Origin of the sequence: Enterobacter sp. RHBSTW-00593 (assembly GCF_013784105.1) — a bacterium.
Taxonomy (GTDB): Bacteria; Pseudomonadota; Gammaproteobacteria; order Enterobacterales; family Enterobacteriaceae; genus Enterobacter; species Enterobacter ludwigii.
This window is the reverse complement of the sequence record NZ_CP056393.1, coordinates 302,720-315,768: the sequence shown is the minus strand read 5'-3', so window position 1 is coordinate 315,768 and position 13,049 is coordinate 302,720. Positions and strand designations below refer to the sequence as shown.

The following is a 13,049-nucleotide window of genomic DNA, read 5'->3' as shown; positions in this document are numbered from 1 at the left end:
ATGTCATTAGCACCGAAATAAATACCCGGCTTTGTATTTTAATTCAGTGAGAGAATCTCCCCCGCGAGCGTCTAATACCCTCTTTCACAAGCATTATTGTGAGACGAAACGCGGTGGGCACCGGGAAATGTTCATTCACCTTTACCGCGCCCGTTTTTTTCTTCTGCGACGACGATTATACTGCGCGGCGTGTACCCAGATGATAAGAATCCATGAAATCAATTTTTCTGATGTTGTTATTTTTTACGTCACTCGTCCACGCGGATGAGATTGGCAGCCAGTACAAGCAACAGGCGGAAGCGGGTGACGCCCGCGCCCAGTATTACCTTGCCGATACCTACTTCAGTTCCGGCGACAGCAAGCAGGCCGCGCAGTGGGCAGAGAAAGCAGCAAAAGGGGGCGATGTCGACGCCATGGCGTTGTTATCGCAAATCCAGTTTACACAGGGCGATTACGCGCAGGCCAAAGCGCTGGCGCAGCAGGCCACTATCGCCGGCAGTAAACGTGGCGCAATTATGCTGGCACGCGTGCTGGTCAACACCCAGGCAGGGAAAACTGACTATCCACAGGCCATCGCACTGCTGCAAACGGCAACCGAAGATATCGACAACGACTCCGCGGTGGATGCGCAAATGCTGCTGGGGATGATTTATGCCAACGGCGTTGAGGTGGCGCAGGACGACGTCAAAGCCGCGTCGTGGTTCAAACGCAGCTCCTCCCTTTCGCGTACGGGTTACGCGGAGTACTGGGCCGGAATGCTGTTCCAGCAGGGCGAGAAAGGCTTTATAACGCCGAATAAGCAGAAAGCGCTCTACTGGCTGAACCTGAGCTGTACCGAAGGGTTTGATACGGGATGTGAAGAATTTGACGCGTTGAGTGGAGAGTAAAGTCTCTTACACGGCCCTCTCTTTTGGCAGAGAGGGAGTGCGAAAAGGCCGGGTTAACCCCGGCCTTTTTATTTTACTGGTCTGCGGTCTTATCAAAACGACCCAGCACTTCGCGTTCATACGCCAGCGCTTTTTTACGGTCGAATTTGTGCTCCCACTTAGCGATAACCAGCACCGCCAGGGCGTTACCCACTACGTTCAGCGCCGTACGCGCCATGTCGAGTATACGGTCGACACCGGCGATAAACGCCAGACCTTCCAGCGGGATCCCTACGCTGCCCAGGGTCGCCAGCAGGACGACAAAGGAGACGCCAGGTACGCCTGCGATGCCTTTTGAGGTCACCATCAGGGTCAGCACCAGCACGATCTCCTGCCACAGAGACAGGTCAATGCCGTACAACTGAGCAATAAAGATAGCCGCAATACTCTGGTACAGCGTTGAGCCGTCCAGGTTAAAGGAGTAGCCGGTTGGCACCACAAAGCTGGTAATCGACGCCGGCGCGCCGTAGGCCTCCATCTTCTCGATAATACGCGGCAGTACGCTTTCAGAGCTTGCCGTGGAGTACGCGAGAATCAACTCATCTTTGAGAATACGGATCAGGATCCAGATGCTCAGCCCACACAGGCGCGCCACAATTCCCAGCACCACCAGCGCGAAGAACAGGATGGCGAAGTGAACCAGAATCACCAGCTTCGCCAGCGGCCACAGGGAGGCGAAACCGAAGTTCGCCACGGTTACCGCGATAAGCGCAAACACCCCAACCGGCGCGTAGCGCATCACCATGTGAGTCACTTTGAACATGGTTTCAGAAATTGAGCGGAACACGGTGACCAGCGGTTCACGGTGCGTGGCAGGCAGGGAGGAGAGACCCAGACCAAACAACACAGAGAAGAAGATGATCGGCAGCATCTCGCCCTTCGCCATGGAAGCCACGATGTTGGTCGGCACCAGCGAAAGGATGGTTCCCATCAGGCCATGCGCGTGGCTCTGTACTTCAGCGGTAGTGCTTTGATATTTCGAAATATCCACCGTCGCCAGCTGCGACATATCGATCCCGGATCCTGGCTGGAACACGTTCGCCAGTGTGATCCCCAGAATGATGGCAATCGTCGTGATCACTTCGAAATAAAGAATTGTCTTCGCGCCGATACGGCCTAACTGTTTTGCATCCCCCACACCGGCAATGCCGACGACCAGCGTTGAGATAACAATCGGTACGACAATCATCTTGATCAGATGAATAAAGATATCTCCTGCCGGGGAGAGCAGGTTCGCAATCAGCCACTCGCGGCTGTCGCTGTGATAATGCAGGTAGCTACCCAGCAGGATACCCAGCACAAGGGCTAGCAAGATTTGCCAGGCCAGGCTGACTTTAACGTTTTTCATAGAAACTGACTTCCTCAATGAAGCGCCCTATTCACATAAACTGCATGAATATGGATACATACTGAAAGGGTATGAATTGTGTTGCGTTGGTTTATGGGATTTTTTAACGCGGCGTATGAGTATCATTTGCGCGGCATGTTGCGCAAGCCTTAAAGAACGGCACATTTCGCTGCAAAAAGCGGTCATGACGTGAGTTTGTCACAATTCCCATCAATAACTTTTTGTTATAAAAAGGCTTTTTTAATCGAAATTGTGAATAATCGGCACGGTGAATTATTTTCCTTCAAAGTTTCATTCGCTCATTTTTCATACTCTTCAAACAATGCGTGATCTGTAGCCCAAATAATAAACAAAGCTTGTAAAGCCCCTACTATTAACGTTTTTGCGACATATTATTAACATCTTACAAGGAGAAAAAAAGCCATGAGCCAAGTACATAAACACGACATTCCCGCAAACATTGCGGACCGTTGCCTGATAAACCCGGAGCAGTACCACGAGAAGTATCAGCAATCCGTCTCCAGCCCGGACGTCTTCTGGGGTGAGCAGGGCCATATTCTTGACTGGATTAAACCTTATCAGAAGGTGAAGAACACCTCCTTTGCGCCCGGCAACGTCTCCATTAAATGGTACGAAGACGGCACGCTGAACCTGGCAGCAAACTGTCTTGACCGCCACCTTGCCGAACGCGGTAATGAAACGGCCATTATCTGGGAGGGTGACGACGCCTCTCAAAGCAAACACATTACTTATAAAGAACTGCACCGCGACGTGTGCCGCTTTGCCAACGTTCTGCTGGAAAGGGGCATTAAAAAAGGCGACGTGGTGGCTATCTATATGCCAATGGTGCCTGAAGCGGCAGTAGCCATGCTGGCCTGCGCACGCATCGGTGCGATTCACTCGGTGATTTTTGGCGGCTTCTCACCGGAAGCGGTAGCCGGACGTATTGTCGATTCCAGCTCGAAACTGGTGATCACGGCCGATGAAGGCGTGCGCGCTGGCCGTGGCATTCCCCTGAAGAAAAACGTCGATGAAGCGCTGAAAAATCCGAACGTGAAAACCGTCAGCAACGTCATCGTCCTCAAGCGTACCGGCGGCAAGATTGACTGGAACGAAGGACGCGACCTGTGGTGGAGCGATCTGATTGAAAAAGCCAGCGACCAGCATCAGCCGGAAGAGATGAACGCGGAAGACCCGCTGTTTATTCTTTACACCTCCGGCTCAACCGGCAAACCGAAAGGCGTGTTGCACACCACCGGCGGCTATCTGGTCTATGCCGCTACCACCTTCAAGTACGTATTCGACTACCATCCGGGCGACATTTACTGGTGTACTGCCGACGTAGGCTGGGTCACCGGTCACAGCTACCTGCTATACGGCCCGCTGGCCTGTGGTGCCACTACGCTGATGTTTGAAGGCGTACCGAACTGGCCAACGCCGGCACGCATGTGTCAGGTGGTCGACAAACACAAGGTCAATATTCTCTATACCGCCCCAACGGCGATCCGCGCATTAATGGCGGAAGGCGATAAGGCCATTGAAGGCACTGACCGCTCTTCGCTGCGCATCCTCGGTTCCGTTGGCGAGCCCATCAACCCGGAAGCCTGGGAGTGGTACTGGAAGAAAATCGGCAACGAAAAATGTCCGGTAATGGACACCTGGTGGCAGACCGAAACCGGCGGCTTTATGATCACCCCTATGCCGGGTGCGACGCAGTTAAAAGCCGGTTCAGCAACTCAACCGTTCTTCGGCGTACAACCTGCGCTGGTGGATAACGAAGGCAATCCGCTGGACGGAGCCACCGAAGGCAATCTGGTGATCACCGATTCCTGGCCGGGCCAGGCGCGTACCCTGTTCGGCGATCACGAGCGCTTCGAGCAGACCTACTTCTCGACCTTTAAAAATATGTACTTTAGCGGTGACGGCGCCCGGCGTGACGAGGACGGTTATTACTGGATAACCGGGCGCGTGGACGACGTGCTGAACGTCTCCGGCCACCGTCTGGGTACCGCGGAGATTGAATCCGCGCTGGTATCTCATCCGAAGATCGCCGAAGCCGCCGTCGTCGGGATCCCACACAACATTAAAGGCCAGGCGATTTACGCCTACGTCACGCTGAATCATGGCGAAGAGCCGTCACCAGAGCTGTATGCCGAGGTGCGCAACTGGGTACGTAAAGAGATTGGCCCGCTTGCCACGCCGGACGTGCTGCACTGGACCGACTCTCTGCCGAAAACCCGCTCAGGCAAAATTATGCGCCGCATATTGCGCAAAATCGCAGCCGGTGACACCAGCAACCTCGGTGATACCTCAACGCTTGCCGATCCTGGCGTGGTGGAAAAACTGCTCGAAGAGAAGCAGTCCATCGCAATGCCATCGTAACGCGATCTCCCCTCTCCCCCCGGGAGAGGGAATAAAAAAACCTCCCCTATAAATACTTCTGGAGACCTCTGATGAATAACGATATTTGTCAGCAGATAGAGAATAGTGCGCACTACAGGGAGCTCGTGGATAAACGGCAACGGTTTGCCTTCTTACTTTCCATCATCATGCTGATTATTTACGTCGGCTTTATTCTGCTGATTGCCTTTGCCCCACACTGGCTCGGTACGCCGCTGCACGCGGGCACCAGCGTCACGCGCGGAATTCCGATTGGGATTGGCGTGATAATCATTTCGTTTGTGCTGACCGGCGTGTACGTCTGGCGCGCCAATGGCGAATTCGATCGTCTTAACAGAGCAGTCCTGGCTGAGGTAAAAGCATCATGAAGAGAGTCCTGACGGCGCTTGCCGCCACACTTCCCTTTGCCGCCAACGCCGCTGATGCCATCACCGGCGAGGTACAGCGCCAGCCAACCAACTGGCAGGCGATTATCATGTTCCTGATTTTCGTGCTGCTGACGCTGTACATCACGTACTGGGCCTCGAAACGCGTGCGCTCCCGTAATGATTACTACACCGCAGGCGGCAACATTACCGGTTTTCAGAACGGGCTGGCGATTGCAGGCGACTTTATGTCCGCCGCCTCCTTCCTCGGTATCTCCGCGCTGGTGTACACCTCCGGCTACGATGGTCTGATTTACTCCCTCGGCTTCCTTGTGGGCTGGCCGATTATTTTGTTCCTGATCGCAGAACGCTTGCGCAACCTGGGCCGCTATACCTTCGCAGACGTGGCCTCCTACCGGCTGAAGCAGGGGCCGATTCGTACCCTCTCCGCCTGCGGCTCGCTGGTGGTGGTCGCGCTGTATCTGATTGCGCAGATGGTCGGCGCGGGTAAATTGATCGAACTGCTGTTCGGCCTGAACTACCACATCGCGGTGGTGCTGGTGGGTGTGCTGATGGTGATGTACGTCCTGTTCGGCGGCATGCTGGCCACGACCTGGGTGCAAATCATCAAAGCGGTCCTGCTGCTGTTCGGCGCCAGCTTTATGGCCTTTATGGTCATGAAACACGTCGGGTTCAGCTTCAATAATCTGTTCACTGAAGCGATGGCGGTACACCCGAAAGGGGAAGCGATCATGAGCCCTGGCGGGCTGGTGAAAGACCCTATTTCTGCGCTTTCGCTCGGTCTGGGTCTGATGTTTGGTACGGCTGGCTTGCCACACATCCTGATGCGTTTCTTCACCGTGAGCGATGCGCGTGAAGCGCGCAAAAGCGTCTTCTACGCCACGGGCTTTATGGGTTACTTCTACATCCTGACCTTTATCATTGGTTTTGGCGCCATCATGCTGGTGGGGGCGAATCCGGCGTTTAAAGACGCGGCGGGCGGGCTGATTGGCGGTAACAACATGGCGGCAGTGCATCTGGCCGACGCGGTAGGCGGTAATCTGTTCCTTGGCTTTATCTCGGCCGTGGCCTTCGCCACCATCCTCGCGGTGGTTGCCGGGCTGACGCTGGCGGGCGCGTCTGCGGTATCGCACGACCTCTATGCCAACGTTATCCGCAAAGGAGCAAGCGAACGTGATGAGCTGAAAGTCTCGAAAATCACCGTGCTGGTGCTGGGCGTGGTCGCTATTCTGCTGGGGATTTTGTTCGAGAAGCAGAACATCGCCTTTATGGTGGGGCTGGCCTTCTCCATTGCGGCAAGCTGTAACTTCCCTATCATCCTGCTCTCCATGTACTGGTCAAAACTGACCACACGTGGGGCGATGATTGGCGGCTGGCTGGGGCTTTTGACGGCCGTGATTCTGATGGTCCTTGGCCCGACGATTTGGGTACAGATCCTCGGTCACGAAAGCGCTATCTTCCCGTATGAATACCCGGCGCTGTTCTCCATTGCCGTGGCGTTTATTGGTATCTGGGTCTTCTCCGCGACCGATAACTCGCCGGAAGGTAACCTGGAGCGTGAGAAATTCCGCGCCCAGTTTATCCGCTCACAAACGGGTCTGGGCGTCGAGCAAGGCCGCGCGCACTAACCTCGTCTCCCCGGCCTTACTGGCCGGGGAAATCAGAACATCACCCACGCCACCAGCGGTGCAATCAATACCATCACCACGCCCGAGAGCATCATCACCAGGCTTGCCACCACCCCTTCCTGCTGCCCGAGTTCATACGAACGTGCCGTTCCCGCACCGTGCGATGCCGCGCCAAATCCCGCCCCTTTCGCCATTCCTTCACGGATCGACAGCCGCAAAAAAAGCATGTCGCCAACCGCCATCCCGAAGACGCCCGTCACGACCACAAATAACGCGACCAGATCCGGCTGTCCGCCGAGCGGCTTGGCCGCGGCCAGCGCAAACGGGGTGGTGACCGAACGGACGGCCAGGCTGCGCTGAATTTCATCGGGCAGCGTAAACAGCCGGGCCAGCCAGACGGAACTGCAGACCGCCACCACCGTGGCCGTGATCACGCCAGCGCTGAGCGACATCCAGTGGCGTTTGATGATCGCCAGGTTGTCATACACCGGTACCGCAAAGGCAATGGTCGCAGGCCCCAGTAGCCACAGCAGCCAGTGGGATTCCCCAATGTAGTTCTGCCAGGAGATATGCCCGAAGACCAGCATCAGGACCAGCAGGATCGGCGTGAAGACCAGCGGCATCAGCGGCAGCGCGTGAAAACGGCGATACAGCCGTTTATTGGCAAAGTAGATCGCCAGGGTGGCAATCAGGCACAACACGCTTATCTGGAAGTTAGTCATGCTTTTGCCTGCTGATTTCAAACCGATACACTTTATCAACCACCCAGGCGGTGGCCCCCAGCACCATCAGCGTGCTCAGCGCAATGACCGCGAAGATACGCCAGCCATCTACCCTCAGCAGTTGCGCATAGTTCACCACCGCGACCACGGCAGGCACAAAGAACAGCAGCATCTCCGCCAGCAGCCAGCGCGCGCCGGCGCGTACCCAGTTGAGGGGGATAACGCGGCAGAGGATAAGCGTCAGCATCAGTACCATTCCGACCAGGTTGGCAGGCAGCGGCAGATGCAACCAGTTGACAAGATATTCCGCGAAAACAAACAGTCCCGCATAAAGCAGTACCTGAACCGGTACCTGAAGTCGTTGCACAACGGCAGGCGTAACACGGCTTAACGCCACGGCCATGGGGGTTTTCCTCAAAAATGAGACGAGGCGCCAGTATAGTGAGCGCACGTAATGGACTGAAATGAATTAAAATCATCAAAGGTATAGTTCCGAGGAATAATCATGGACATAAGAACGCTGCGCTATTTTGTCGAAGTGGTTCGTCAGCAAAGTTTTACCCGCGCAGCGGAGAAGTTGTTTGTCACCCAACCCACCATCAGCAAGATGCTGAAAAACCTCGAAGATGAACTGAACTGCACCCTGCTTATCCGCGACGGACGCAAGCTGCTGCTGACCGATACCGGGCGGGTCGTCTTTGAACGCGGGCTGGCGATCCTGGCGGAGTTCCGCCAGCTGGAAGCGGAGCTTGGCGATATCAATCACCTGACAAAAGGGCTGCTGCGCCTCGGCATCCCACCGATGGTTGGGATGATGATGGCCGGCCCCATCAGCCTGTTTCGCCAGCGTTATCCCGGCGTTGAACTGAAAATTTCCGAGTTTGGCGGCTTAACGGTTCAACAGGCCGTCACCAACGGCGAGCTGGATGTCGCCATGACCGCCCTCCCCGTGGAGGAAGAGAGCGGTCTGGCGACGCTGCCGCTCTTTAGCCATCCGCTGTGCGTGCTGGTCCCCCGCTCTGGTGACTGGCTGAAGGTCGACACGGTGAAACCCGAACGGCTCGGTGAACACCCGCTGCTGATTTACAACGAAGATTTCGCCCTCAGCCGCCAGCTGATGGCGCTGTTTAATCAACACAACGTGAAGCCGCGCATTGCGGTGCGCAGCGGGCAGTGGGATTTCCTGGCCGCGATGGTGCAGGCTGGCGTCGGCATTGCGATATTGCCGCAGCCGATTTGCGAACGGCTCGATAAAAACACCCTGCGCTGGATCCCGCTGGAAAGCGATTTGCACTGGCAGTTAGGGATGATTTGGCGCGAAGGGGTTTATTTATCGCACAGCGCGCAGGCGTGGCTGAAATGCTGTGAAGGGTTTTGGGTTCCCTGACCCTCTCCGGGCGGAGAGGGTCAGGGTGAGGGCATCAGCCCGCACGGGCTACTGATTCTCTATCAGCAAGGCTTCCAGCAAATCCAGATCGTGCAGCAGTTTTTGCAGCGTCTCATTGCTGATTTGCCGCGTGGCGCGCAGGTGGTACAGCTCCGCACGCTCTGAGCGCAGCGCCGCCAGACGGAACCGGCGCTCCAGGTTCTCCTCCTGCAGCGAACTTTCCACATCGTTGCGGCCATCGGCACGACGACGCAGGTTACCAATCACGCGCGAGCTCACTTCAGTCAGCAGCTGGTTGTCGATGTTCTCTTCCGTGTCCGCCGCAAGACGTTCTTCCATCTTCTGAATGGCCACAATCGCCACTTCGGCGGTCGCCGCGCGGGCAATACGCTCCTCTTTATGCTGCTGAGTCGAGTCACCCGTCTCAATATGCTGCAGCAGAAGAGGCAGCATTATCACGCCGACAAACAGTGAGAACAGAATCACCCCTGCCGCCAGGAACACCAGTTCATAGCGCGCCGGGAAGACATCGCCCGTGGGCAGCAGCAGCGGAATGGACAGCACACCGGCAAGCGTAATCGCCCCGCGAACGCCAGCAAAAGAAGCAATCAGCAGCTCCCGCGTGGTCCACGAGCCGAACTCCATCGGTTTTTTCGTCAGGAAGCGCATGCTGAATTTTTTCATCGTCCACAGCCAGCCGAAACGCACCAGCATCAGCGCCATGTAGATCAGCACGATATCGGTGAACAACATCCACGTTTCGACGTTCGGGTCGGCCTCGGCCGCCACCAGCGAGGATTCCATGATGCCCGGCAACTGCAGGCCCAGGAGCAGGAACACCATCCCGTTAAAGACAAATTCCAGCATCGCCCAGGTGCTGTTTGCACGCAGGCGCATGGCCAGCGGCGCGCGGCGCATTACGCCGGAGCGGGTGATGGTCATCCCTGCCGCCACCGCCGCCAGAATGCCCGACACGCCGATATGTTCGGCAATCAGGTAAGAGGCAAACGGCAGAAGGAACAGCAGCACAATCTGTGTCGCCGGTTCATCGCCGCCCCAGCGGCTGAGGAAGCGCAGCGAACGACCATACAGCCAGCTCACCACAAACCCGGCCAGGATACCGCCAATCGCCACCTTGAAGAATTCCAGGGTCGCGCCGCCTACGGTAAAGATCATCGTGCCCATCGCGACGGCCACGGCAAATTTCAGGGCAACCAGGCCAGAGGCGTCATTCATCAGCGCCTCACCCTGTAAAATCCCCATGATTTTCTTCGGAATACGGCCTTCACCGACAATGCCGGACAACGCCACGGCATCGGTTGGTGACAGCACCGCGGCCAGCGCAAAGGCCGGAATTAACGGAATGCCCGGTACCGCCCAGTAGATCAGGAAGCCAATCCCGACCACCGTGACCACCACGAGCGCCAGCGCCAGACCTAATATCTCTCGCCCGTGCTCAAGGAATTCACGCGTGGGCGTTTTCCAGCCATCGGCAAACAGCAGCGGCGGAATAAACAGCACGAGGAACAGTTCGGGGTCGAACTCCACGTGCAGGCCAAACGTCGGCCACGCCAGCAGCGCGCCGATGGCAATTTGCATTAATGGCAGGGGGACCTGAAAGGGCAGTACGCGTGTGACTACCCCGGATAGCGAGACCACAAGAGTCATGATGAGTATTGTGAAGAAGATTTCCATGCGTTCCCTGTTTGCTGTGTTTCTTAAAAGCCAAACCTAAGGCGTCGTGCCTGTTATTCTATCTTCCCCAGAGTAACGCAAAAGACAACGGGATGAGTCCTGAAAATAAAAACGGGCGGCCTGAGCCACCCGTTTTCGCATCAATGGACAACTTAGATTGCCCAGCCGCCCGCGTAGAACGCCACCAGCGCGACGGCAATCACAACGGTGCCGATGTTCAGCTTGCGCCACTCGCCGGAGACCAGACGCCCAATCACCAGCGACGCGAAACCGATCATGATGCCGGTCACGATATTACAGGTCAGCACGATAAAGACCGCCGTGATGAGGCCTGACATCGCATCCACAAAATCAGCAAAATCGATTTTCGCCACGTTGCTCAGCATCAGCAGACCAACGTACATCAGCGCAGGTGCGGTCGCGTAGGCCGGCACCAGGTAGGAGAGCGGAGAGAGGAACAGGATCAGCAGGAACAGCACGCCAACGGTAATGGCCGTCAGGCCAGTTTTACCGCCTGCCGCCGTACCCGCAGCGGACTCGATATACACCGCAGCCGGAGCCGCGCCCACCAGACCCGAGAAGACGCTGCTCAGGGAGTCGGTGGTCAGCGCTTTGCCGCCATCGATAATCTGACCGTCTTTATCCAGCAGGTTCGCCTGACCCGCGACGGCACGGATGGTACCCGTTGCATCAAACACCGCGGTCATCACCAGCGCCAGCACGCTTGGCAGGATCACCGGGTTCAATGCCCCCATGATATCCAGACTGCCAATCAGAGAGTTGCCTTTGTCATCGCTCAGCGACGGCATGGCGAAAATCCCGGAGAAGTGAACGTTAGGATCGAAAATCAGGCCAACAATGGACACCCCGATAATGGTCAGCAAAATGCCGCCCGGGACTTTCAGTTTTTCCAGACCAATAATTACCGCCAGACCGATCAGGGACATAATGACCGGGAAGCTCGCGAAATGACCCAACGCCACCGGCAGACCGTCCAGCGGATTCTTGATCACCAGGCCGACGCCGTTTGCGGCAATCAGCAGCAGGAACAGCCCGATACCAATGCCGGTGCCATGCGCCACGCCCTGAGGCAGGTTGCGCAAAATCCAGCTACGGATGCCGGTGGCGGAGATAACGGTAAACAGTACCCCCATCAGGAACACGGCGCCGAGCGCAACCGGTACGCTGATGTGCTGACCCAGAACCAGGCTGAAAGCGGTAAAGGCGGTCAACGAGATTGCACAACCGATTGCCAGCGGCAGGTTCGCCCACAGGCCCATCACGATGGAGCCAACGCCCGCCACGAGACAGGTAGCAACAAAGACGGCCGCCGGTGGGAAGCCCGCTTTACCCAGCATACCCGGAACGACAATGACGGAGTAAACCATCGCCAGAAACGTGGTCAGACCGGCAACGATTTCCTGACGCACGGTGCTGCCGCGAGCCGAAATTTTAAAGATGGCGTCAAGCGAACCGCCAGTACGCGCAGATGGCGTAGACATAGAAAACATCCCCTGAGAGTTTTTATAGAAAGTCCGTAAGCATGGTGGAGACGCCACTGCCAGCTAAACGTCAAATCCGTGTTTTGCATTTGCGACGAAAGGGGCGTCACAGAAAAAGCAAACGTTTAGCTCCGCGCTTACAAACGGGTGGTCAAATTAAGGCAAACGATTATCTAGCCTAATCCCCGCCCTTTTCAACTGAACTTTATCGTTTTTCGCTAAAATTCCCTTATGACGCTGAAGAAATAAACAGAGGATGCGCAAACGTTATCGTCTGTGCGCAATTTGTTTACATTTCACTCCCCACCCGGAATCGATAACGGGCCACCTTGCTCCAGCGTTTTTTGCCAGCCAGGGCTGCTCTCCACTTTTTTCTTCCAGGCCTGGGTATGCGGGAGGTTATCGATGCCACCTCGCGCCAGCAGGGCAAAAATCGGGAAGCTCATCTGAATATCCGCCATGCTGAGCGTATCGCCGGCAAACCAGCTGTTTTCGGCAAGATGCGACTCAATAAAGCGTGCATGGGTTTCAAGCTGGCGGTTGAGATACGCTTTTTGCACTCCCTGCCCCAGCGCTTTACCCAACGTGCGGATACCAAACGGCACGGGCGGCTTACCGAGGCTACTGAAAACCAGCTTCATCAACAGCAGCGGCATTAGCGAACCTTCGGCATAGTGCAACCAGAAGCGGTATTGCACCTTATGCGCAGGATCCAGAGGCTTAAGCCGCGACTCCGGATCGTAGGTTTCCTGAAGATATTCGAGGATGGCCCCCGACTCGGCGAGGATCAGGCCGTTATCTTCAATAACCGGCGATTTGCCCAACGGGTGCACTTTTTTGAGCGACTCAGGCGCCAGCATGCTCTTTTCGCGCTGGTAACGAACAATCTCATAGGGCAGGGAAAGTTCTTCCAGCGCCCAGATCACACGGTGTGAGCGGGACTGGTTCAGGTGGTGTACCGTGAGCATTGTGTTCTCCTTTTATTCATACTTTTTAACTATAGAAAATCGAACAACACCGCGAAAAAAATTCGCCTAAAAAATGGCCTGACCGAC

General features: G+C 56.1%; 11 protein-coding genes. 5 read left to right on the top strand and 6 right to left on the bottom strand.

Annotated features, from left to right (window positions below):
- Window positions 1-212 precede the first annotated feature (212 nt).
- Window positions 213-887, top strand: coding sequence for a tetratricopeptide repeat protein (locus HV242_RS01470; protein ID WP_014168236.1), 675 nt, complete (start codon window positions 213-215; stop codon window positions 885-887).
- Window positions 888-960: 73 nt separating this feature from the next.
- Here the strand turns inward: HV242_RS01470 and gltP are convergent, their stop codons facing one another.
- A complete protein-coding gene (gene gltP / locus HV242_RS01465) occupies window positions 961-2,274 on the bottom strand; it encodes a glutamate/aspartate:proton symporter GltP (RefSeq protein ID WP_013095082.1) in 1,314 nt (437 codons plus the stop codon).
- Window positions 2,275-2,697: 423 nt separating this feature from the next.
- Here gltP and acs point away from each other — a divergent pair, with 423 nt between their 5' ends.
- The 3 genes from acs (at window position 2,698) to actP (ending at window position 6,688) form a co-directional block, all read left to right on the top strand.
- Window positions 2,698-4,656, top strand: a complete 1,959-nt coding sequence (gene acs / locus HV242_RS01460) for an acetate--CoA ligase (RefSeq protein WP_020882831.1) — start codon at window positions 2,698-2,700, stop codon at window positions 4,654-4,656.
- A gap of 71 nt (window positions 4,657-4,727) precedes the next feature.
- Window positions 4,728-5,042: a DUF485 domain-containing protein gene (locus HV242_RS01455; RefSeq protein WP_014168233.1), complete on the top strand. Its 315-nt coding sequence runs from the start codon at window positions 4,728-4,730 to the stop codon at window positions 5,040-5,042.
- Window positions 5,039-6,688: a cation/acetate symporter ActP gene (actP, locus tag HV242_RS01450; RefSeq protein ID WP_014168232.1), complete on the top strand. Its 1,650-nt coding sequence runs from the start codon at window positions 5,039-5,041 to the stop codon at window positions 6,686-6,688. The genes HV242_RS01455 and actP overlap by 4 nt, the downstream gene beginning before the upstream one ends.
- Window positions 6,689-6,720: 32 nt before the next feature.
- Here the strand turns inward: actP and HV242_RS01445 are convergent, their stop codons facing one another.
- Both HV242_RS01445 and HV242_RS01440 read right to left on the bottom strand, forming a co-directional pair.
- Window positions 6,721-7,410: an LrgB family protein gene (locus HV242_RS01445; RefSeq protein ID WP_023310063.1), complete on the bottom strand. Its 690-nt coding sequence runs from the start codon at window positions 7,408-7,410 to the stop codon at window positions 6,721-6,723.
- The gene (locus tag HV242_RS01440) at window positions 7,403-7,813 is read right to left on the bottom strand and encodes a CidA/LrgA family protein (RefSeq protein ID WP_032679393.1); all 411 of its coding nucleotides are present in this window, start codon (window positions 7,811-7,813) and stop codon (window positions 7,403-7,405) included. Before HV242_RS01440 ends, HV242_RS01445 begins: the two co-directional genes overlap by 8 nt.
- Window positions 7,814-7,915: 102 nt before the next feature.
- Here HV242_RS01440 and HV242_RS01435 point away from each other — a divergent pair, with 102 nt between their 5' ends.
- Window positions 7,916-8,797 (top strand): LysR family transcriptional regulator, encoded by an 882-nt coding sequence (locus tag HV242_RS01435; protein ID WP_025206385.1) that lies wholly within the window; start codon window positions 7,916-7,918, stop codon window positions 8,795-8,797.
- Between the two features lie 48 nt (window positions 8,798-8,845).
- Here the strand turns inward: HV242_RS01435 and HV242_RS01430 are convergent, their stop codons facing one another.
- From HV242_RS01430 to HV242_RS01420, 3 genes are all read right to left on the bottom strand, one after another.
- Window positions 8,846-10,492: a Na+/H+ antiporter gene (locus tag HV242_RS01430; RefSeq protein ID WP_014168228.1), complete on the bottom strand. Its 1,647-nt coding sequence runs from the start codon at window positions 10,490-10,492 to the stop codon at window positions 8,846-8,848.
- Window positions 10,493-10,644: 152 nt separating this feature from the next.
- Complete coding sequence (gene ghxP, locus HV242_RS01425) at window positions 10,645-11,994, bottom strand: guanine/hypoxanthine transporter GhxP (protein WP_020882835.1); 1,350 nt, start codon at window positions 11,992-11,994, stop codon at window positions 10,645-10,647.
- 296 nt (window positions 11,995-12,290) lie between these two features.
- Window positions 12,291-12,962, bottom strand: coding sequence for a glutathione S-transferase family protein (locus tag HV242_RS01420; protein WP_063858549.1), 672 nt, complete (start codon window positions 12,960-12,962; stop codon window positions 12,291-12,293).
- Window positions 12,963-13,049: the final 87 nt, after the last annotated feature.